Origin of the sequence: Mesorhizobium silamurunense (assembly GCF_014843825.1) — a bacterium.
GTDB lineage: Bacteria > Pseudomonadota > Alphaproteobacteria > Rhizobiales > Rhizobiaceae > Mesorhizobium > Mesorhizobium silamurunense.
This window is the reverse complement of the sequence record NZ_JHQR01000162.1, coordinates 21,965-43,513: the sequence shown is the minus strand read 5'-3', so window position 1 is coordinate 43,513 and position 21,549 is coordinate 21,965. Positions and strand designations below refer to the sequence as shown.

Below are 21,549 nucleotides of genomic sequence, written 5' to 3'. Positions count from 1 at the left end.
TCCATACGTGTGTTGTCGCCATTAGATGTCAGGAGATAAGAAAATGGCTACGTCAGGCCACAATCCTGCGGATTGTGACGTTCTCGTTATCGGGTCCGGTGCCGGCGGAATGGCGGCCGCTGTGACGGCGGCAATGCATGGGTTGAAGGTGATCGTCGCCGAGAAGGAACCGGTTTTCGGTGGAGCCGCCGCTTGGTCTGGCGGCTGGATCTGGGTACCCGGGAATCCCCTCGCCCGACGGGCTGGATTCGATGACGCTCCGGAAGGGCCGTTCACATATCTGCGCAACGAGCTTGACGCCCACTTCGACGCGCGCAGGGTGAGGGCCTTTCTCCAAGCCGCCCCAGCAATGGTGGAGTTCTTCCATCACAGAACCGATCTTCAGTTCGTCGACGGCAACGGCATACCGGATATGCACAGCTGGACCGAGGGCGCGGCGACCGGCGGCCATCAGGTCTGTGCGGCGCCCATTGATGGCCGATCGCTTGGGCCGTTGTTCGACAAACTTCGCCGGCCCATGCGCGAGACCGCCTTCATGGGCATGCCTATCATGGCGGGCCAGGATCTTGCCGCATTTATGACTGCGACCCGCTCGGTCCGTTCGGCGGTGCATGTGGCGCGTCGCATGGGCCGTCACCTGATCGACTTGGCTGTCTGGGGACGGGCGACTCAACTGGTCAATGGCAACGCTTTGATCGCCAGGCTAGGCCTTTCAGCTAGCCGCGCCGGGGTCGACATACGCGTATCGTGCGCGGCCAAAGAACTAATTCGCCGTGATGGCAACATCGTCGGCGCGGTCGTGGAGGAAAGATGCGGAAACCGGACGATACATGCGCGTTGCGGCATCGTGCTCGCGACCGGCGGGTTTCCTCACGATGAAAAGCGATGGCAGGAAATCGCGGGAAATTCCCACGCGCCGAAGCAACACTGGTCCGTCGCGCCGACTTCCGCGTCCGGCGACGGTCTGCGCCTGGGGGAGGGCGTCGGAGGCAAGGTTGACATTTCGCTCGCTTCGCAGGCTGCCTGGTGTCCGGTCTCGCTGGTGCCATATCGGGATGGCACGATCGGCCGCTTTCCGCACATCATCGAGCGCGCCAAGCCCGGGATTATTGCCGTGCTCGCGAACGGCCGGCGCTTCGTCAACGAGGCCAACGGCTACTATGACTATGTGGACGCCATGATCCGCGCGGTTCCGCCGGGCGCGGAGGTGGCGTCCTGGCTCATCTGCAACCGGAGTTTCCAGCGGCGCTATGGACTGGGCATCTCCAGGCCGGCGCCGGTGCCGGTCAAACCCTACCTCAAGTCCGGCTACATCAAAAGGGGAGAGACGATCGGCGATCTCGCGTCCGCCTGCGGAATCGACGCGTCGGGCCTAGAGGAGACGGTCGCCGAATACAACAGGCACGCCGTGAATGGAGAGGATCCGCTCTTTGGCCGCGGCAGCACTGCCTTCAACAGGAAGGGAGGAGATGCAGATGTCAAACCGAACCCGTGCGTCGCACCAATCGCACGCGGACCATTCTATGCCGTCAAGGTCCTGCCCGGCAGCTTCGGGACTTTTATGGGTCTGATGACAGACGAGTACGCGGCAGTGCTTAACGAGAATGGGAAGCCGATCGCCGGCCTCTACGCGGCTGGGGCGGACATGTCGAGCATCATGGGTGGCTTCTATCCCTCGGGTGGAATCAATCTCGGCCCGGCAATGACGTTCGGATACATCGCCGGCCTGCAACTCGTGGCGCGATCGGCAGCGTCGCCTGGGTTTTGACTTTCGCGATTGGGCGCGCACAGCAGCCGACCCGCCGGTCCTTGCTCCCGCCGTCCGCGCGTTCGAGGAACGCGCCCTCGCTGCGCATGGACACCACCCAGTCGTCTCCATGGGAACGATGATCCCGGCCGGCCACAACTTCCCGCGCCTTGAGCGCCGAGGCCATGACGCCGCGCGACGGCAGGCCACAGGAGAAGCTCTTCGTCCCGCTGACCGGATCGACAAAGGCGAGCAGCATGTGATCCAGTCGGTCCAGCATTCCCGCATTTCGGCTGGTCGGCTTCCCTATCCTCCACGACGCAGTCCGGGAATGCTTTGGAGATAGCCGCACGGGCAGCCGCTTCGGACGTCTCGTCGGCATCGGTCACCAATAGATTCCGCGGTCAGGTTCTTTCGCGCGTGCCCTGGGGACCAAGTCGCGGAACCGAGCGAGATTTCCGCATTGGCGGTTATCGCGGAATGATGATGACGGTCGTCACGATCGCGCAGAACGGGAGTGCTCCAGGGCGAACTCGCGCTGGAAGAGGTCAGCGCAAAGGCCGCGCAGCCACTGGCTTGCCGGATCATGGTGATATCGTTCATGCCAGTGCTGCCTAATCTCGTATGATGGAAGCGAAATTGGGCAATTTAATACACGCAGGTCCGCAGCCTTGCCTAAAGTCCGGCCGATGAGCCGGGGGAGCGTCGCGATCAGGTCGCCAACGGCAAGGGTCGCCGGCACACCAAGAAAGCCGGGAAGCTCGAGCATGATGCGACGTTCCAGCCGCGCGGCTTTCAAAGTCTCCTCCAGCAGCCGGCGGCTCGCGCCGGACGCCACGCTCACGTGGCCCTCGGCGGCATAGTCCTGAAGTGTAAGCTCGCCGCCGATTCTAGGATGGTCCTTTCGGACGAGGCAGACCCAGTTCTCCGTGTAGAGCGTCTGCTGATAGAAACCGGATTCTAGCTTCGGCAACAGGCCGATCGCAAGATCCGCATCGCCCGCCAGCAGGGCTTCGGCCACATCGCTGCCGATCCGATCCGCCTCGATGCGCACCTGCGGCGCCGCATCCTGGATCCGGCGCAGCAGGCGGGGAAGAAGCGTGACCTGGCTCGCATCCATCATGCAGATGCGAAAGGTGCGGCGCGCCGTAGCGGGATCGAATGCCGTGTCAGCAGTGCCCAAACGCCGGATCGAGACCAGCGCCGCTCGGCAAGTGCCGATCAAGGCTTCCGCACGCGACGTGGGCTGCATGCCGGATGGGGTGCGAACGAACAGAGGATCCTGCAGGACGGACCGCAGGCGCTTCAGCCAGACGCTAACTGTGGGCTGGCTCCAACCGAGACGCTCGGCACATCCGGTCACGCTTCGCGTCTCATAGAGTGTCTCGAACAGGAGGAGCATCTTGACATCGAGAAGCGCGACCTCGCCGTCAAGGGGAATCATGTAACGCCTCCGACCTTGATCAACGGCAATCCTGCGCGCGCTGCACTGCGTCTGGCGGAGCAGGAGATTTTAGCAGCCCTATTATGAATCGTAATATTGCACATTCTGTGGCGCTAGTCGACAAGGTGGCTGGCTCCTTGTACCCCGGGTCATGATGAGGCTGTGCGACTTTCTTGGGAGGGCCGGTAGGCGCAGAGCATCATCGCATCACGGGAGGAATAAGATGCAAAATATCGGCAGACGCGCCTTCTGCGCGACACTCACGCTTATCGCGGGACTGGTCTCAAGCGCTTCTTGGGGCGCTGACGAAGCTCCAATATTCAATGAAAAGGGTGCTGTCGCGTTCGTCGGGTATAGTGGCACGGTCAGTCGTTGGAACGAGATCGACTTCCCCGTCTTCAAGAAGTGGATGGCGGTTTATGCGCCCAATATTGAGGTCAAGACCTATGACCCGCAGGGCAATGCAGCAAACCAGGTCTCGATGGCGAAGTCGGCGCTCGTTTCGGGTGCGAACGCACTCGCGATCGCTGCGTTCCAAGATGCCCCAAATGCGATCCTGAGCGCCGCGCACGCGGCCAAGGTCCCGGTACTCCTCTATATCTTCATCCCCAATGCTATCGTGAAGGATTCCGTTGCCGGCCTCGTTGGCACCGATCCTGCCGAAATCGGAAAGGCGCAGGGCCAGTATGTGCTGGATCACGCAAAAGAAGGCAGTCGAATAGCCATCGTCAACGGTGACCTGTCCACCACCTACGCCCGTTTGCAGCACGAGGGCATGCTAAGCGTTCTTCAGCCAGCCTTCGACAGCGGCCGCTTCAAGCTGCTCGCCGATCGTTCAGCGGAAGGCTGGCTAACCGCCAAGGCGCAAGCCCAGGTGTCGTCAATCCTCACCGCCAACAGGGTAGACGTCCTTATCATGGGCAACGACGACATGGCCCAAGGCGCGCTTCCGGCGCTGCGCACTGCCGGGCTCGAAAAGAAAGTCATGGTGATCGGGCAAGACGGTTCGATCGCGGGGCTGCGTGCCATCCTTCAGGGAACCCAAACTGCCACCGCCTATCGCAACCTGTATTATGAAGCACAGTCGTTGGCCGCCGCGACCGCTTATCGGCTCGCTGACAAACCTGTTCCGGACGGCTTCTACGCAAAGCAGCAGGTTATTGGCTCAGAGAAAGTGCCTTTCCGTCCCACACCGGTCACCGCGATCGACCGCAGCAACATCGATCTCGTCATCAAAGATGGCATGGCGACGCGCGAGCAACTCTGCCAGGGTATGCCCTCGTCGGTCGGCGCGCCGTGTAATTGACAATGGCCGAGCCGGAGCGCGAGATTATGTCAAGTACACACCAGCACGACCCGCTGGCGGTCGAGGCGGACGCGATCGTCAAGCGCTATGGGGCGATTACGGCGCTCGACGGTGCCAGTCTCTCGCTTCCCGCGGGCAAGGTTACAGCTCTTGTCGGCGACAACGGCGCCGGCAAGAGTTCCCTGGTCAAGGTCATCTCGGGGGTTGTACGTCCTGACAGCGGGACGTTGCGGGTTGCAGGCAAGCCAGTCGACATTGCCAATCCCCGAATGGCGCGCGAACACGGCATCCACACTGTCTTCCAGGACTTGGCACTGGTCGGATCTTTGGATGTCGTGGAGAATTGCTTCCTCGGCGACGAAGTATACTGGCGCCTCGGTTCGATGCGGCTACCTCTTCTGAACCGCCCATATATGGCTCAGATCACGCGGCAGGCCCTTAACCGACTTGATGCCACGACAATCCAGGACCTTGCGCAGCCCGTGGAGGTTCTTTCCGGCGGACAGCGCCAGACTGTGGCTATTGCGCGCGCCGTACGGCAGGCCGCCCGGCTCCTGATCCTGGACGAGCCAACGGCGGCGCTGGGGGTCAAGCAGGCTACGCAAGTCCTGAAGGCCGTGGAACAACTGCGCGACGCCGGGACGGCAATCCTCATTATCTCGCATAATTTGCGTGAGGTGTTCGCGGTGTCGGACCACATAGCAGTCATGTTGCACGGGACCGTGGTGAAGACGTTCGATCGGCGGAAAACCACGGAGGAGGAGGTCGTCTCCGCGATCGTCGGCGTGAAGAGCTACAGGCCGGTCGGAACGATGCATCGGGAAGGTGGCCTATGATTATGATGGATCTGCCTGGTCGCGGCGCCCGGGGCGCCACTTTCTCTTCCAGCCTGGGCGCGGCGTTACGCAGGTCGCGCAACATGCGCCAGCTCCTGCCCTTGGTCGCGGCGCTGCTGATCACGGCCGTGACTTTCGAGTCCTTGTCGGGCCTGTTCCTCAGCCCCGGAAATCTGGTGAACCTACTGACGGAGACGTCGCCGCTTGCCCTGGTCGCGGTCGCCTCTTGCATCATGATCCTGATGGGCGAGATCGACCTGTCGCTCGGCTCGGTCGCGGGGCTCGGCGCGGCGATAGCTGCGAGCCTGATGGCCAGTGGAATGCCTTGGTTCGCGGCCATCCTGGTAACCCTCGTCGCCTGCGGGTTCGTGGGTATGATCCAAGGAGCTCTGGTCGTTGTAGCCGGCGTTCGCTCTTTCGTCGTCACGCTAGCGGGCTTCCTCGTCTGCTATGGGCTGCAGCAAAGGGTCCTTCAGCCGAGCGGCTACATCGCGGTGGATTCGCCGATCGTCACAGATTTGGCGATCCTGCGCATACCTCTTTGGCTGTCTATCGGCGTGGCAACGACGGTGGGCATCTTGGGCGTCCTAGCGACATTGCTGACGCGTCAGCCGAGCGAGAGCGGCGCGAACCGCGGCAACGAGAAGGCGCGCTTTGTTCAGGTGCTTTTGCCACCGATCCTGGCAGTCTCCGTCATTCTCTATCTCGACGCGGGCGGTGGCGTTCCGGCCCTTACCGGGATTGTCCTCCTCATCACCGGCATCGTTTGGTACCTGCTCAACAAGACATCCAGTGGCCGCCACCTCTATGCCATCGGCGGCAACGTCCTGGCCGCGCAGGAATGCGGAGTGCGCGTAGGCCTCATCCGTTGGGGCGGCTTCGTTGCCACCAGCGTGTTGGCAGGGCTGGCAGGGCTGTCCTTGCTGGCTTACACCAGTGGCGCGGACAATACGACGGGAACTGGAACGCTTCTTCTGGCGGCGATTGGGGCTGCGGTCGTTGGCGGCATCAGCCTGTCGGGGGGCCGCGGATCGGTGTGGGGCGGCCTAGCCGGCGCCCTGTTGCTCGGGGGCGTGCAGAACGGCCTCAATCTGCTGAACTTGTCCTCTGACATGGTCTACGTCGTCGAAGGGGGCGTGGTGGTAGGAGCGCTGCTCATCGACGCTGCGATCAGGCGCGGAATGGGGCGGCCCTGATGGAAATCATAGACGCTCAGCTGCATCTCAATGCGCTTGGCATCGAGCCTGGTCTGGCTGCCATGGACGCGGTTGGAATCCATGGTGCCATCATCGATCTTTGGCCGCTGACCAAAACCACTTTGCCGAACGGCGCCTTGCGGTGCACCTACGCGCTGGCGGAGCAAGCCGCCAGAGGCTTCCCTGATCGGTTTGCCTATATGGTCCGCATCGATCCCCGCGATCCCGACGTTGACGAAATGGTTGCTGCCGTGCGCAGCGTTCCGGGACGGCTCGGGTTCCGTGTCGACCAACCGGCGCCAGAAACCCTCCGTGACGGCGGCCACGACCGTCTTTTCGCAGCCGCGCAAAGATGTGAAGTACCGGCCTGGGTCATACTGCCCAATCGCCTTCCAGAACTTACGCCGTATATCGAGCGTTTCGAAGGCGTTCAGTTCGTCATCGATCATGCAGGCATGCCGCTGAATTGGGACAAGCTTGATCCCCACCGCTTCCAGCCGCTGCAGAATCTGCTCGCCCTCGCCGTTTATCCGAATGTGGCGGTGAAATGGGGGCACGTGACGAAGTTCTCTGCCGATCCCTTTCCCTATACAGATGTTCTTACCCAGTTACGCCGCGTCGTGGACGCGTTTGGGCCCCAGCGCGTGATGTGGGAAAGCGACGCGACATTGAGCGCTGGCCACCAGACTTGGGCGGAGACTCTTTTCAGCATTCGCGTCGCACCACAGTTCGATGACACCGAGAAGCGCTGGCTGCTCGGCCAGGCAACACGAACAATCATGCGCTGGGATCGCCCGGACTTCTCCGTCACGCAGATCATCGTGTCTGATGAGAAATGGGACGAGTATCAGGCGGAGATGGCGCGAGCGGGCGCGTTTCGCAACGCGCGGGTCGTTGTTTGCAAGACGTCCGAGGTTTCGGCAGCCACAGTCAGCGAACGCGCGGTCAGCACGGCGGCCTTCGGAAATGCACGTCTGGTCTCGGTCGCCGATGCCGCGAAAGCCACGATAGAGGGCGTCCTTCGGCCCAGCTGACTCGTGAGCGGAGCCGACGGCGTCAATTCGATATTTCAAGAAAAGATGAGGTCGTAATGTCAGGTATGCTGGTGGGGCGAACCGCAGTGGTAACCGGCGGAGCCCGGGGGATCGGTCGCGGCATTGCCCAGCGTCTTGTGGCCGACGGCGCAAGGGTGGCGATTTGGGATCTCGCCTTTGCCAACCCCGGTCGCGATGATGGAGACGCCATCCGCGTAGAGGTCGATGTCAGTGATTTGCCTTCGGTTGAAGCAGCGACGTCAAAGACGCTGGATATCTTTGGGCACATCGATATCCTGGTCAACAATGCGGGGATCAATGGACCCGTCGTCGAGACATGCGATTATCCGCCCGAGGACTGGAAGCGTGTGCTGGCGGTCAACCTGGACGGCGTCTTTCACTGCTGTCGCACAGCGGTTCCGTCCATGAAAGCCCGTGGCTACGGCCGTCTCATCAACATCTCATCCATTGCGGGAAAGGAAGGCGGGCCAAACATTTCCGCCTATGCCGCCGCCAAGGCCGGGGTTATCGGCTTCACAAAGTCGCTAGCGCGGGAACTGGCTGGGACCGGTGTTCTGGCGAACTGTCTGGCTCCAGCGATCACAGAAACCGATCTTTTTAAGGAGATGACGCCGGAACACATAGCCGCTGCCAAGGCGAAGATACCGATGGGCCGCTTTCTAACAATTCATGAAATCGCGGCCATGGTCGCGTGGATGGCAAGCGACGAGCTAACGTTCACGACCGGTTTTACCTTCGATGTCACCGGTGGACGGGCAACGTATTGATGACGTCCATCACTCTTCTCGTCGCGGGAACGCGCGTGACCGCTGAGTGCGCACTGAGTTCGAAGGGTGGCAGAAATTGGAACTCTCACTAGCCCATCTCACAGCGTTGTCACTGTCACCGCCGCAGTTGATAAACACGGCCGCTGAGGTCGGTTTCAGGTCCGTGGGCCTACGGCTGGTCAAGGTCACCCCGGAAAGCCCTGCCTATCCCCTGATGGACGACCCAGCCGTGCTGCGCGCAACGCGATCGGCTTTGAGCGATACGGGAGTGACCGTCTCCGACATCGAGTTCGTCATGATTACCCCGACTCTGGATGTGGGATCGCTGGAGCCGCTTTTCGAAACCGGCGCTCTCCTTGGTGCATCAAACGTAATTGTTGCTCCCTACGATCCAGATCGCACGAGGCTCATCGAACGCTTCTCGGCGCTATGCGCATTGGGCGCGCGCTATTCAATGGGCGTGATGATGGAGTTCTTTCCTTGGGCCGAGATCAAAAGTCTCAAAGAGGCGTCGGCGTTCATTAGAGACGCGGCCCAGCCGAACGGTGGCGTCCTGGTGGACAGTTTGCATTTCATGAGGTCGGGCAGCTCGTTCGAGGAACTGTCCCGAATTCCGCCGGCTCGGCTGCCGTTCGTGCACCTGTGCGATGCTCCTGCGGCCCCTCCGGGCTCTCGAGAAGGCCTGCTCTTCCAAGCTCGCGAAGAGCGCCTTCCTCCGGGAGAAGGCGGGCTCGATCTTGTCGGCTTTCTACGCCATTTGCCGTCGGGAACGTCACTTGCCCTTGAGGTGCCGATGATGGCCTTTACACGTGAGGCCGGGGCGCCCGCTGCGATCAAACGTGTGTATGACGCAACCGCCAGCCTCCTGAGAGGCAATTGCTTATGATGGTGAACGACCGTATCGGGCCGAATGGGAACTTGCCTGGTCATGAACTCGGTCTCTTCTAGGCTAAGGGTCAGCAGCATTGCCTGCTGCCGGCTAGGGAATTTCGGAACGCGGTGGCGGTCTCAGTCTGATTATAGCCTCGCCTAAGCGAGCTGCCCGGAGAAACTGTTGAGCCTTGCGCGGTTTCGCGAACATCGAGCTGGGGGAGCGGCATGCGACTCTCGCAGCCGAAGAATCGAAGCGCGAGGCGCCTAAAGACGTCCTTCTTAAACCTCTTATGGTCTGGGGCCGCTCCGTCTGCGGCACGGTGCCATTTTCTTGATCAGGGCCAGCAGATCGCTTGGTGCCGCGGAGGCGCAAGCCGGAGCGCCCCCGAGATCACGGCGATGAGGCAGCTAAGTTCCGGTGTAATTCCAGGCTTACGGGAACCGGATTTTTGAGGATGTCGAGCACTGGACAGTGTTGATCAACGGCATCTTTCAGACGCTGTATTTCGACCTCGGAGGCGGTACTGTCTATCGTCACGGTACCAAAAATATTCCGGAAGCCTGGGCGGACGTTAGCGTCAACATTGAACAAGCCTCGCAGATCGATCTCTCCTTCGAGCTTGACCGAGACGCTTCTGACCGGGATACCCAGAGCATCCGCGTAAAGCCGGTATGTGATCTCCTGGCAGGAACCGAGGGCCGCCAGAATGTATTCGACCGGATTGGGTGCGGTGTCTGTTCCGCCAAGGGCTGCGGGCTCATCGACCTTGATCGTGAATTGTCGGGTGCTGACGCTGCTGTCCACACCGCCTCCCAAACGGGAATGCGCCGAGAAGGTTGCGACAGCTTTTTCGGGTGAGCTGCGCAGCGCGGACTGCGTGCCCGTGAAAACGTCTTTGAACTTAAATCCCATTGTAACTTCCTTTAGCTGATCTTCGGACGTGGGCTCTGTATGACGGCATTCTAGTGAAGACGCTCGCGAAGCTCTGCTCAATGTCGAGCAGCATGTCGTCGATGCCGGCTGGGACTGCGACATCCCGCCGTCAACGAGTCTGAGGCGCTGCTTGAAGCCATATCGGCGGTCAGGCGCTGCGGCGAGCGAGTTCGGCGCCAGCATCGTTTCCAGTCCGCGACACGCCAAGCCAGGACAACACCTCGTCGCGCAGCCGAATGAAATTCGGATCGGATCGGTCGCGAGACACTGCGGCGGTCACGGGCAGAACCGTGGCTATCCGCCCGGGATGGGGATGCATGATGACGATCCGATCTCCGAGATAGACTGCTTCATCGACATCATGCGTGACGAGCACGGCGGTCGTGCCCTCGTGCCGGACGATCCGCTGCAGCTCGTCTTGCAAGCGCAGCCGGGTCAGCGCGTCGAGGGCCCCTAGCGGCTCGTCGAGCAGCAGAAAGCGCGGCTTCGTCACGAGCGCGCGGGCGATCGCCACGCGCTGAGCCATGCCACCCGACAATTGGGCGGGGTGGGCTTTGGCGAATTGATCGAGGCCGACGAGATGCAGGTGGTCACGAACGAGTTCGCCTCGTTCTGCAGCGCTCAACCCGCTTTGACGCAGCGCCGCCGCGACATTGGCCTCGACATTGAGCCAAGGCAAAAGCCTGTGCTCCTGGAAAACGATCGAGCGATCGAGACCCGGCCGTTCCACCCTGTGTCCATCGACCCGGATGTCTCCGTCATAGTCAGTGTCGAGGCCGAGGACGAGCCGCAGCAAGGTGGACTTGCCGCACCCCGAGGATCCCACGATGCTGACGAACTCGCCCTCGTCGACGGCAAGATGGATATGCGAGAGCGCCTGAACCTGACGGCCGGCGACACTGAACTTCTTGCTGACGTCAGTGATCTCCAGAGCGTGGCTCTTGCCACGTCCCTTTGCGGAAATGGCGACAGGACCGCTCATCGGATCCTCCAGCGTAGAAAGCGATGCTCAACGGCGCCGGCGATGACGTTGAATATGACGCCGACGCCACCAAGGAGGAGAACGCATAGCAGCAACAAATCCATGTGGAATAGTTGCTGGCCCTCGTTCATGCGCCCGCCGATACCCGGTGCGATGTTGAGCAAAAGCTCGGCCCCCACCGTCGCGGTCCAGGCGTAGATCAGCGCAGAATGAAGGCCCGTGAAGATTTGCGGCAGCGCACCCGGAATGGCAATGATCCGGGCGAAGTCGAACCAGCCGAAGGTCAGCACGTCGGCAAGCTCGCGATAGCTGCGCGGGATGCCGGACACGCCTTGCCAGGTGTTGATCAAGGTCGGCTGGAACGCCGCGAGCGCGATGAAGACGACCTTGCCGGCCTCGCCTCCGCCGAACCACATCGAGATGAGGGGCACCCAGGCGAAGAGGGCGATCTGGCGGTGTACCAGCAGCACCGGCCCGAGCAGACGTTCGATGAGGCGGGAAAATCCGATCGCCAGACCAAGCCCGATTCCGGCCACACTGCCACACACAAAACCGATCAGGTCGCGCTTGAGACTCGCCAGAAGATTGACGCCAAGGCCACTGCGGCTGAACTCTGCAACGCCTCGGGCCACCACCGCTTCCAGTGACGGTAGGAAACGCGGGTCAGCAACGCCGGCATGGGCGAGTAACTCCCAGATCGCCAGCAGCGCAATTGGTACCGCAAGTGGCCGCAAATGTCGGCCGATAAGGCGGAAGGGCGGCGGTGCGATGGAAGCGCTGCGCGACAGCCGCTCCCCACCTGCAATCGTGATCAGGCTCATCGTGGGGTCTCCGGACGCCAGCGTTGCAAATGGTTTTCGGTAAGCGTGAGCAGGCCATGGAAAGCCAATCCGATCAGGCCGACCACGATCATGGCCGAAAGAACGAGTTCCAGTTGAAAGAGCTGACGGCCATAAGCCATCAGGTATCCGAGCCCTTCGAACGATGCGATGAGTTCTACCGCAACCAGGGTCTGCCAGCCGTTGGCAAGGCCTTCTCGCAGCCCTGTAAAGATCGAGGGGATGGCGGAGGGCAGCACGATCATCGTGAGTTTCGACCATCGGCTGAACGAAAGGACACGGCCAAGCTCCACATAGGCCTCCGGAACGTCGCGCACGCCCTGGGATGTGTTCAGTACGACTGGAATGAAAGCTGACCATCCGATGACGATGATCTTCAAGCCTTCGTCAATGCCGACGATGAGAATGACGATCGGCATCCAGCCGAGGGTCGGGACCTGGCTGAGGGCCAGGAACAGCGGGTCGACGAATTCACGAAGGGTCTTCGACAGGCCAACTGCCGTGCCGAAGACGAGGCCCACCAGCGCACCGGCCGCAAATCCCTCCGCGACGCGCTTGAGGCTCGTCACCGTGCTGGAAAGCAGCGAGCCATCCTGGATGCCTTCCAACAACGTGTCGAACACGATCCACGGCGGCGGCAGAATCTGCTCCGGCAACTGGCCGAGGAGAGCGGCGACCGTCCAGGCCGTCAGAAGCCCTAGCGGCACTACGAGGCCGAGAGCCAGGGCGCCGGCTGCCGGGAAAATGCGCCGGTGAGTGGGGGCAGCACCGGCGGTGCTGTCCCCATGGCCACTCAGGGCCGTGGCTTGGCCGGCGCCCATCTTAGTTGCTCGCCGCTTTGGTGTGTTCGACCTCGCCCTCGGTCACTTTCTGGCCCTTCGCGTCAAAGGTGGGCCAGTAGTTCTCGAGCTTGAGGTCTGCCAGAGCCTGCTTGAGGTACTTGGTCTCGAACCAGCTGTCGATATCAACGTCCTTCTTGACGAGGCCATAGGCTTTGGCGCGCTCGGCCTGGTCCTTGTAGCGTGCGATGATGAAGTCATCGACGACGGGCGACATGCGATGGGCGAGGGGTTCGTCCTTGAAATCGGCCTCGAAACTTTCGACCGGCAGGCCGGCCTTCGACCAGAGCTCGAAAACCGCTTGGCGATTGGCCTCGTCCGAGCCGAAGCGCGCGGCCTTGACGAAGGCGCGCACGACCTTGGCCGTGAACTCTGGGTGCGCCTTCTCGAACTCCGCGGTGACGAGCAGCCCGGCGTTGCGCCCAAGCGTCGGGTCGTCGTTCTTGGTCGAGTAGATGATTTTGACCGCGCCGCGCTTGGCGAGGTCGAGATATTCCGAGCCTCCGAACGAAGCCTCGACATTGCCCGAGACGAGCGCGGCCGTGGCGGCATTCGAGTCGAGACTGACGAAGCGGATGTCCTTTTCAGTGAGGCCGTGCTTTTCGAGGACGCGGTCAGTGGCGATCTGCAAATTGGTACCGCGGAACTGTGCCACCTTGTGGCCCTTCAGGTCCTCCACGGTCTTGAGCTGCGAATCTGGGGGCACGGCGAGGTAAAGCGCATCATGGCTGCCAGCCGAGGCCAGGTATTTTGTCTGCAGGCCGCGCGAGCGGCCGACGATCGAAGGCAGATCGCCGAGACCGGCGGCGAAATCGAGCTGTCCGGCGGCGAGCGACTCGTTGAGGGCCGGGCCCGCGCCGCGGAAGAAGGTCCAGGAGACCTTGACGTCCGGAACGTCCTTGAACTCGGCTTCGACGAGTTGCTGCACGTTGGCCACGGCAGCGTAGTCACCATAGGCATAGGGCCGGTCATCGATGCCGGTTCCAGGATAGCCGATGCGAATGAGGGTCTCGGCCGATGCGGGAGCGGTGGCGAGCAGGCCGCCGATCAGGGCTGCGATATGGGCGAATTTCATGAGTGAGGATCCTGGCTGGAGGGAAAAGGTCAGGCGGCGCGGGCGACGGCGTCGCGAACGAGCTTTTTGCGGGTAACGCTGTGGCGGCCGTCGACGCTCACGGGGACGTCGCCGTCGAGAGTGGTGCGGCGCACGACACGGGCGCGGTCGCCATAGTCGTTGACAGCGTAATGCTGGGTGGCACGGTTGTCCCAAATGGCAACGTCGTTCGCTCGCCAGCGCCAGCGCACCGTGTTTTCAATCCGCAGGACATGAGACTGGAGGAGGGCGTAGAGCTGCTCGGAGTCGCTCTTCGAATAGCCGACGAAGCGCTGCACGAAGGAGCCGAGTACGAGCGAGCGCTCGCCGGTCTCCGGATGGATGCGCACCACGGGATGGTCGGTCTCGTAGACGGTGGAAGCGAAAACCTCTTCATAGTGACGGCGATCGGCCTCACTGGCATGCGGGCGCTGTGCCGCATAGTCATAGGCATTGCTATGGGTCGCCCACAGCTGTTCGGCGGTCGCCTTGAGCGCCGGTGGCAGGCTCTCGTAGGCCGCCACTGTGTTGGACCAAACCGTATCGCCGCCGACCTCGGGAATGGTCACGCCGCGCAGGATCGAGATTTTGGGATAGGCGTCAACGAAGGTGACGTCGGTGTGCCAGGCATCGGCGCGGCCACCTCGTGACGCGTCAAGTTCAAGGATCGACGTCGTGCCGTTGCGGACATGCTCGGTCGGATGTGGAACGAGATTGCCGAGGCGCTTGGAAAAACGCTCCTGCTCGGCATCGGTCAGCTGATCCTGGTCGCGGAAGAAGATCACCTTGTGCTGCAGCAGAGCGGCATTGACGGCTGCTATCGTCTCGTCGGTAAGGTCGCCCGAAAGCTTGATGCCGGCGATCTCGGCGCCGATCCGGCCGGCGACCGGTTTTATCGTCAGTGAGGATATGGTGGCTTGGGATTTGGTCATGATGGACTGCTCCTTGGTTGGGCCGCCGGCGTGGCTCGGCCCTTTGCCGGGTTCGTTGATTGGGAGTTGAATTATTCGGCCGCCTGGCTGCCAGGCTCGCGGTGAGGGGCACGATGAGCGGGATGCTTCAAGCCGAGGTTCTCGCGTAGAGTCCGGCCCTCGTATTCGGTGCGGAACAGGCCGCGGCGATGCAGCTCCGGGATGACCATCTCGATGAAATCGTCGAGCCCGGCGGGCACGGTCGGCGGCATGACGTTGAAGCCATCAGCGCCGCCTTTGTAGAAGCGCTCTTCGAGCTCGTTCGCGATGGTCTCAGCCGTCCCGACGAGCTGCCAATGACCGCGCGCCCCGGCGATGGTCTCGTAGAGCTGACGGATGGTGAGATTTTCTCGCTGGGCGAGATCGATGATCAGTTGCTGGCGGCTTTTGCCGCGCTCGGTCTCGCTCAGGTCCGGTAGCGGCCCGTCGAGGGGATAAGCGGAAAGATCGACACCGCCGGAGAGGTTCGACAGGAGCTCCAGCCCAACATCGGGATGGATCAGCGACTGGATCTCCTCGAACTTTTCGCGCGCCTCGGCTTCGGTTCGTCCCACCACCGGAAAGACGCCCGGCATGATCTTCAAGTCATCGGGATGGCGGCCATACTTCTCGAGGCGTCCCTTGAGGTCGGCATAGAAGCTCTGAGCCTCCTGGAGCGTCCGCTGGGCGGTGAAGACAACCTCGGCGGTGCGGGCTGCCAACTCCTTGCCCGCCTCGGAGGAGCCTGCCTGGACGACGATCGGGTGACCCTGTGGCGAGCGCGAGACCGTCAGCGGCCCGCGCACCCGAAAATGCCGTCCGCGGTGCCCGAGGATATGCAGTTTCTCCGGGTCGAAGAAGAGGCCGCTATCCTTGTCGCGCAGGAAGGCGTCATCCTCCCAGCTGTTCCATAGGCCGAGCACGACATCGGCGAACTCTTCCGCCCGTGCGTAACGGTCCTGATGGGCGAACTGGCTGATGTTGCCGAAATTCGCCAATTCGAGCGGATTGGACGAGGTCACGAGGTTCCAGCCGGCCCTGCCGGCACTGATCTGATCGAGCGAGGCGAATTTGCGTGCCAGGTTGAACGGCTCATTGAACGTGGTGGAGGCTGTTGCCACGAGGCCGATGCGCTCCGTCACCACGGCGAGCGCCGACAGGAGCGTCAATGGCTCGAAGCCGACGGCCCATTCATCAGTTCGGGAGAGAGATTTGAGATCATCCGTATGGGCCGCTACCCCATCAGCCAGGAAGATCAGGTCGAATTTCGCACGTTCTGCCGCTTGGGCAAATGCGATGCGCTGTCTGAGGCTCGTCGTCGCATCCGCGGCGGTGTCCGGATGGCGCCATGCCGCCACATGGTGGCCAGCTGGATACATAAAGGCGCCAAGCCGCAGCTTTCCAACCTTGCTCACCTTCAGTCTCCTTTTTTCAGTCAACAATAGAAATTCACGATGAGGACGGCGCTTTGGGGGAGTGTGCGATCTGTCAGGATTTCGGCGGCCTTGCTGACGGCCAACAAGTTGCCGGCGTCATCCTTTCCCCCGCCACTGCTTCAGGCGGCCAGGCTGACGCTGCCCGCACCTCCAACCAGCCGACACGCTTCGGCTACGGCTTGCTCCGTTCGTTTGCGGATGGCTTCGGATATGATGACGCCATCGGCGAAATCGCGGTCAGAGGCGTAGACACCTGTCGGGATGGTCAACGCTTCGAAGAAGCCAAAGAGCGGGCGAAGCTGATGTTCCACGACGAGGGAATGACGTTCGCCGCCCCCAGTCGCTGCAAGGATGATTGGCTTTCCCCTCAGCGAGGTCGGCTCGAGCAGATCGAAAAAATGCTTGAATAGCCCGGTGTAGCTGCCTTTGAAGGTCGGCGAGCCAACCACCAGGACCGCAGCGCCCGACAATTGCTCGACGATGTTTCGGGCCGATGGATCAAGGTCGCCAAGCCGCCTGGCCTGTGCGAGGGAGGGTCCGAAATCCTCGATATCGAAAGTAGCCGAAGAGGCGCCGATTTTCTTCGCTACCTGCCCGACTATATGGTCGACGAATGCCCTGGTTTTCGAAGGACGAGTAACATTGCCCGATACCCCTATCGCGAACTTCTTCGACATTCCTGGCTCCCTCAAAGCGATCAACGCAATTTAACTCTATCGATTTAATAGAGTTAAAAGAGAGAGCGTATTTCAAAAACAAGCCGCCAATCGGATTGAGTTTGCCGAACATCGACTGCGATTGGTTCATTCGATTACCAGGAAGCTGAGGAGATCTTCTTTTGTGCGGTTGGTGAAACAAAGTGGGTAACCTCGCATCCGCGATCGTGGTGCCTGCGGATCAGTCGTCGGATGGGGACGTCGTGATGGCGTTGATCAAACTATGCGAACCGAGATCGTGGTAAGGCACGCCGTCGCGGAGTATGGGGGTAGGTGCGGTGAGCATCGAAGCAGCGACGGCCAGGATCGCCTTCTTTGCGCCGCGACGTGCCCTTGAGAGACGCAAGAATTGAGCTTGTAGATAGCTGCTTGACCGACCCCGCGCCCAGGCGGCGGTGAACCGCGCGGTCTTCAACCAAGTGCCGCTCTTGCGCACGACCGTGGAGCGAAGCTTTGCCGGCGCTCTCATTGGTGCGATATTCACGTCGGCCAGCAACTCGGCCGCGGCGGCATAGGGCCGTGGCAGGAAACAGCGCGGGCTCTTCAGGCGCACGTCGTCGAACAGGGTATGGAAGGTGTGGTCGGCCCCAGCGGCGGTCTGAAGACGGACAGTGTTCAGGGTCTTATTGACAGGACCGGAAGAGCCATCGAGCCGTCACAGCCGTTCGAATGGCCGCATCTCGTTTCTGCGTTGTCATCGCGGGAAATTATTTGGCCTCGCGGTTCGATTTCCTGAAAGATCATGGAAAAGCTGGGATGTGGTATCGAGCTTCCCCGCAGCGGCTCAATCACGGGCGCCGTGTACTATCCCGCTCCACGACTTGGAATCCGACGTCGACGATCCGGGAGGAGTGGTCGTTGCCTTGAAGCCGATTGACGATAATTTCTGCAGCTTTCCGACCAAGGTCTACCCGGTCGACTTTTATGGTTGTCAATGAAGGATTTATTGACGCTGCGATTGTGAGATCGTCAAAGCCCGCAATCGCAAGCCGTGCTGGAACATTGATGCCTCGCCGCTGGCACTCTAACAAACCTCCAACGGCCATGACATCAGTGGCGAAAATCATGGCTTCAACTCCAACGTTAGATGCCATCGCCAGCCGGACTGCCTCCGCTCCACCATCAAAACTGTTTTCACAGCGGATGACATCGGTTTTCAGTTCGAGTCCCGTAGAGACTGCCGAACGAAAACCTTCCAAGCGGTCATCGATACGGTCGTCAAAATCCCTGGTGACAGTCACGTACCAGATGCGGCGATAGCCACGATTAATGAGCAGTCTGGTCAGGTCGACACTGGCATTGAAATTGGAGTATCCGACGACTGTATCGATCGGACGATCGGTCAGGTTGCTCCCTTCGACCACGGGGATTCCTGATCGCTGCAAGGTAGAGCGTACCGCCTCCGAATGTCGGACCCCTGTGACGTAGATGGCATCGGGCCTGCGAGCCAGGAATGCTTCGATGACCTGCAGTTCGACTTGGTCCGAATACCCGGATGCGCCGATCATCAAATTCATGCCATGCGCATGCAGGACATCGGTCATGCCCTGGATGACTTCAGAATGCTGCGTGTTGCCAATCACCGGGATGATGGCGGCGATCAAACCCGTTCGATTGGCTGCCAAACTCCGGGCTACCAGGTTGGGAACGTAGCCAAGTTCCGCGATCGCGTGCAAAACCTTTTGTCGCGTTGCGGCCGAAACATTTGCCGAACCGTTCAAAACTCGCGAAACCGTGCCAACGCCGACCGCTGCCCGTTTAGCGACGTCTGACAAGCGAACCGTGCTGTCCAACTAGGCCTCCAAATATTTGAGAGTGATGGAATCTAAAAGACCTCCGCGACGCAAAGCCGACAATACCAATAGCGAACTTGTGGAAGCGCTTCCAATATTTTCTTGACCAGCGAGCGAAAATGAATAAATGTCCCATGGAAGCGCTTCCAATGGATGTGGAATTTTGGAGGGTTCGATGGATCATTTGGCCGGCGCATCTGCAAAATATCAGGTTGCGATCGTCACTGGTGCAGCGAAGGGTCTAGGGCTAGCGATCGCCAAACGTCTCGCCGACGACGGGTGCCGAGTAGCACTGTGGGATATCGACTTTTCCAGGTATGAGATGCAGGCCGGCTTCACGCCAGCGATGAAGCAAGTGGTGGACGTCGCTGACATGGATGCAGTCGACAAAGCGTTTCGCAACACCGTCGAGGCGCTGGGCCACGTCGACATCTTGGTCAACAACGCGGGTGTCAACGGCCCCATCGCGAACACCTGCGAATATCCTGTGAAGGACTGGAAACGCGTTTTGGCAATTGACCTGAACGGGGTCTTTTTTTGCTGTCGCACCGCGATCACTCACATGATCGACCGAAGGTACGGCAGAATTATCAATATAGCGTCGATCGCTGGCAAAGAAGGCAATGCAGGCGGAAGTGCTTATGCAGCCGCAAAAGGCAGCGTGATCGCCTACACAAAATCGATTGCCAAGGAACTCGCAAGGACGGGAGTCCTCGTCAATTGCGTCGCTCCCACAATGGCCGAGACTGAGTTGCTTCAAGAGATGACTCCCGAGTTCATCACGGCAATCAAGGGAAAAATCCCGATGGGCCGCTTCGTGACTGGAGAGGAAGTCGCGGCGATGGTCGCGTTTGCCGCAAGTCCGGCTGCAGTTTTACCACAGGTTTCACCTTCGACATCACAGGAGGGCGCGCGACCTACTGAGGCCGAGACGTCGACCTTGAGGAGGTGATGGCCGCCTTCGCGGCTATGTCGACGAACACCGTGGGAGGAAAAATTGCCGAAAGCCAATGTGAACATACGTGACGGGATCGGCGTGAGCGAACGTTCGAACGTTCGCCGCTTCCTTTCACGCAGAGAGCTGACAGGGCGCCTGTGGCTGAGTGTATTCTACCTGATGCTGGTCATCTTCACCGCGATGCCGATCGCGTCGCTGGTTGTTCGCGGCTTTGTCGACACCGAAAACAGCCGCGTCGTCCTAACCTTGAACGCAGTCTCTGCGGTGCTGGCGGAACCAAGCTACTGGGCGGCAATGTGGAATACGGTCGTCATATCAATCGGAGCGATGCTGCTCGCGACCGCTATCGGCGTTATTCTCGCCTGGTGTCTTGTGAGAACGAATGTTCCTTGGGCGCGCCTCCTCGAGCAGCTTGCGACATTACCGATCTTCATCCCGCCTTTCATCGGAGCATTTGCCTGGGTTCTGATCGGGGCGCCTCGTGTGGGACTTCTCAACATGACATTTCGCGGCCTGGGTGCCGGCGAACTCGTCGACATTTACACCTATCTGGGCATCATCTGGACGACAGCCATCTACATCGCGCCTTACGTCATGATGATCGTGGCGGCCGCGCTCAGAAATATGGACCCAAGCCTGGAAGAGGCCGCGCAGATCTCCGGCCTCAACCGTTTCCGCACCATGCTATTGATCACGTTGCCGTCGTAGCCCCGTCCATTCTCTCGGGGGCCGTGCTCTCCTTTGCTATCTGTATCGGGTTGTTCGGAACACCGGTACTCCTTGGCATGACCAAGGAAATCTACATGGTCACGACCCGGATCTACACGGAGCTGCAGCATTTCCCACCGAACTTCGGCATCGTCGCGATACTGGCAATCTATCTGATGGTCCTTTCTGCGATCGCCAGCCTTCTGCAAGGTTGGGCTCTGAAAGGACGTTCATTCGTGACGGTGACCGGCAAAGGTTTCCGGCCGCGCATCATCAGCCTGGCCAGCGGTCGCTATGTGGTCGCAGCCATGATCTGGCTTTATCTCGTCCTCACGGTCGTCGGCCCGGTCACGATCATCACTGCCGCGGCATTTTCGCCCTTTACGTGGTCGGGCAAGTTCACCTGGGCTAATATCATCTTCCTCTGGACGTCCGAGGATGTTCGCTCCACGCTTTGGAACAGCGTTGTAATCACGATCATTGCGGCTACGGCGACAACCGTACTGGGGTTCGTCGCGTCCTGGATCACCGTGCGCACACGGATGGCCGGCAGGGAAATTCTTCAATTCGTCGTCCTGTTGCCGATGTCTATCCCGAGCTTGGCATTTGCCCTTGGCGTGAGCTTCTTCTGGCTCTGGATGCCTTGGAGTGTCTACGGCACGATCTGGATTATCATCATCGGTCTCATTGGCCGGTATCTCAGTATTCCGTGCGAACGGTCAGCAGCAGCCTGATGCAGATCCATCCCGAACTCGAGGAAAGCGCGCGAGTCTCGGGCTTTGGTTGGTTGAGCACGGTCGGCCGCATCACTCTGCCGCTGGTTCTGCCTGCGATCATTTCAAGCTGGGTCATGGTCTACAGCATCTACATCTCTGAGCTCTCCATGGTGCTGCCGCTCTACACGGCGAACACGAGAACGCTGTCGATCCTCAGCTTCGATACCTGGGCCGTCGGAGAGTTCTCGCAGGTCGCCTCCCTTTCACTATTGCAGCTTGTCCTGGGCGCCGGGGTGATGTGGTTAATCACGGCTCTCACACGCCAGCGCCACGCGACGGCTGTTTAACCTATAGGCTCTGG

The 21,549-nt window shown here is 60.6% G+C and carries 22 protein-coding genes; 11 read left to right on the top strand and 11 right to left on the bottom strand.

Features of this window, described 5'->3' with window-relative positions:
* Nucleotides 1-43 precede the first annotated feature (43 nt).
* Entirely contained in the window at nt 44-1,768 is a 1,725-nt protein-coding gene (locus DH10_RS18425; RefSeq protein WP_192385197.1) for an FAD-dependent oxidoreductase, read from the top strand.
* A 475-nt stretch (nt 1,769-2,243) separates the two neighbouring features.
* Here DH10_RS18425 and DH10_RS18420 read toward each other — a convergent pair whose 3' ends face one another.
* A complete protein-coding gene (locus DH10_RS18420; protein WP_192385196.1) occupies nt 2,244-3,191 on the bottom strand; it encodes a LysR family transcriptional regulator in 948 nt (315 codons plus the stop codon).
* A 223-nt stretch (nt 3,192-3,414) separates the two neighbouring features.
* Between DH10_RS18420 and DH10_RS18415 the strand changes: the two genes are divergently transcribed.
* From DH10_RS18415 to DH10_RS18390, 6 genes are read left to right on the top strand one after another with little or no spacing between them, the layout of a single operon-like run.
* Complete coding sequence (locus DH10_RS18415) at nt 3,415-4,497, top strand: substrate-binding domain-containing protein (protein WP_192385195.1); 1,083 nt, start codon at nt 3,415-3,417, stop codon at nt 4,495-4,497.
* A gap of 2 nt (nt 4,498-4,499) precedes the next feature.
* The gene (locus tag DH10_RS18410; protein ID WP_210327826.1) at nt 4,500-5,333 is read left to right on the top strand and encodes an ATP-binding cassette domain-containing protein; all 834 of its coding nucleotides are present in this window, start codon (nt 4,500-4,502) and stop codon (nt 5,331-5,333) included.
* On the top strand, nt 5,330-6,529 hold the full coding sequence (locus DH10_RS18405) for an ABC transporter permease subunit (RefSeq protein WP_192385194.1): 1,200 nt from the start codon (nt 5,330-5,332) through the stop codon (nt 6,527-6,529). The genes DH10_RS18410 and DH10_RS18405 overlap by 4 nt, the downstream gene beginning before the upstream one ends.
* Nucleotides 6,529-7,563, top strand: coding sequence for an amidohydrolase family protein (locus DH10_RS18400; RefSeq protein ID WP_192385193.1), 1,035 nt, complete (start codon nt 6,529-6,531; stop codon nt 7,561-7,563). Before DH10_RS18405 ends, DH10_RS18400 begins: the two co-directional genes overlap by 1 nt.
* Nucleotides 7,564-7,619: 56 nt before the next feature.
* Nucleotides 7,620-8,351: an SDR family NAD(P)-dependent oxidoreductase gene (locus DH10_RS18395; protein WP_192385192.1), complete on the top strand. Its 732-nt coding sequence runs from the start codon at nt 7,620-7,622 to the stop codon at nt 8,349-8,351.
* Nucleotides 8,352-8,397: 46 nt separating this feature from the next.
* Nucleotides 8,398-9,237, top strand: coding sequence for a TIM barrel protein (locus tag DH10_RS18390; RefSeq protein ID WP_192385191.1), 840 nt, complete (start codon nt 8,398-8,400; stop codon nt 9,235-9,237).
* A 378-nt stretch (nt 9,238-9,615) separates the two neighbouring features.
* Here DH10_RS18390 and DH10_RS18385 read toward each other — a convergent pair whose 3' ends face one another.
* The 10 genes from DH10_RS18385 to DH10_RS18340 all read right to left on the bottom strand — a co-directional run bounded on the left by DH10_RS18385 (nt 9,616) and on the right by DH10_RS18340 (nt 18,806).
* Nucleotides 9,616-10,137: an OsmC family protein gene (locus tag DH10_RS18385; protein WP_192385190.1), complete on the bottom strand. Its 522-nt coding sequence runs from the start codon at nt 10,135-10,137 to the stop codon at nt 9,616-9,618.
* Between the two features lie 169 nt (nt 10,138-10,306).
* The gene (locus DH10_RS18380; protein ID WP_192385189.1) at nt 10,307-11,140 is read right to left on the bottom strand and encodes an ABC transporter ATP-binding protein; all 834 of its coding nucleotides are present in this window, start codon (nt 11,138-11,140) and stop codon (nt 10,307-10,309) included.
* Nucleotides 11,137-11,961, bottom strand: a complete 825-nt coding sequence (locus DH10_RS18375; protein ID WP_192385188.1) for an ABC transporter permease — start codon at nt 11,959-11,961, stop codon at nt 11,137-11,139. Before DH10_RS18375 ends, DH10_RS18380 begins: the two co-directional genes overlap by 4 nt.
* Nucleotides 11,958-12,800, bottom strand: a complete 843-nt coding sequence (locus tag DH10_RS18370) for an ABC transporter permease (protein ID WP_192385187.1) — start codon at nt 12,798-12,800, stop codon at nt 11,958-11,960. Before DH10_RS18370 ends, DH10_RS18375 begins: the two co-directional genes overlap by 4 nt.
* Nucleotide 12,801: 1 nt before the next feature.
* A complete protein-coding gene (locus DH10_RS18365) occupies nt 12,802-13,893 on the bottom strand; it encodes an ABC transporter substrate-binding protein (protein ID WP_192385186.1) in 1,092 nt (363 codons plus the stop codon).
* A 29-nt stretch (nt 13,894-13,922) separates the two neighbouring features.
* Nucleotides 13,923-14,843 (bottom strand): TauD/TfdA dioxygenase family protein, encoded by a 921-nt coding sequence (locus DH10_RS18360; RefSeq protein ID WP_192385185.1) that lies wholly within the window; start codon nt 14,841-14,843, stop codon nt 13,923-13,925.
* A 71-nt stretch (nt 14,844-14,914) separates the two neighbouring features.
* Entirely contained in the window at nt 14,915-16,240 is a 1,326-nt protein-coding gene (locus DH10_RS18355) for an LLM class flavin-dependent oxidoreductase (protein WP_192385212.1), read from the bottom strand.
* Nucleotides 16,241-16,416: 176 nt separating this feature from the next.
* The gene (gene msuE, locus DH10_RS18350; RefSeq protein WP_192385184.1) at nt 16,417-16,974 is read right to left on the bottom strand and encodes an FMN reductase; all 558 of its coding nucleotides are present in this window, start codon (nt 16,972-16,974) and stop codon (nt 16,417-16,419) included.
* Between the two features lie 220 nt (nt 16,975-17,194).
* Entirely contained in the window at nt 17,195-17,566 is a 372-nt protein-coding gene (locus DH10_RS18345; RefSeq protein WP_192385183.1) for a hypothetical protein, read from the bottom strand.
* 235 nt (nt 17,567-17,801) lie between these two features.
* Nucleotides 17,802-18,806, bottom strand: coding sequence for a LacI family DNA-binding transcriptional regulator (locus DH10_RS18340; RefSeq protein WP_192385182.1), 1,005 nt, complete (start codon nt 18,804-18,806; stop codon nt 17,802-17,804).
* A 175-nt stretch (nt 18,807-18,981) separates the two neighbouring features.
* Between DH10_RS18340 and DH10_RS18335 the strand changes: the two genes are divergently transcribed.
* From DH10_RS18335 to DH10_RS36315, 4 genes are all read left to right on the top strand, one after another.
* On the top strand, nt 18,982-19,758 hold the full coding sequence (locus DH10_RS18335) for an SDR family NAD(P)-dependent oxidoreductase (RefSeq protein WP_246811600.1): 777 nt from the start codon (nt 18,982-18,984) through the stop codon (nt 19,756-19,758).
* 45 nt (nt 19,759-19,803) lie between these two features.
* Complete coding sequence (locus DH10_RS36325; protein WP_210327825.1) at nt 19,804-20,472, top strand: ABC transporter permease; 669 nt, start codon at nt 19,804-19,806, stop codon at nt 20,470-20,472.
* 77 nt (nt 20,473-20,549) lie between these two features.
* Nucleotides 20,550-21,206: an ABC transporter permease family protein gene (locus DH10_RS36320; protein WP_210327824.1), complete on the top strand. Its 657-nt coding sequence runs from the start codon at nt 20,550-20,552 to the stop codon at nt 21,204-21,206.
* Nucleotides 21,206-21,535 (top strand): hypothetical protein, encoded by a 330-nt coding sequence (locus DH10_RS36315; RefSeq protein WP_210327823.1) that lies wholly within the window; start codon nt 21,206-21,208, stop codon nt 21,533-21,535. The genes DH10_RS36320 and DH10_RS36315 overlap by 1 nt, the downstream gene beginning before the upstream one ends.
* Nucleotides 21,536-21,549 lie beyond the last annotated feature (14 nt).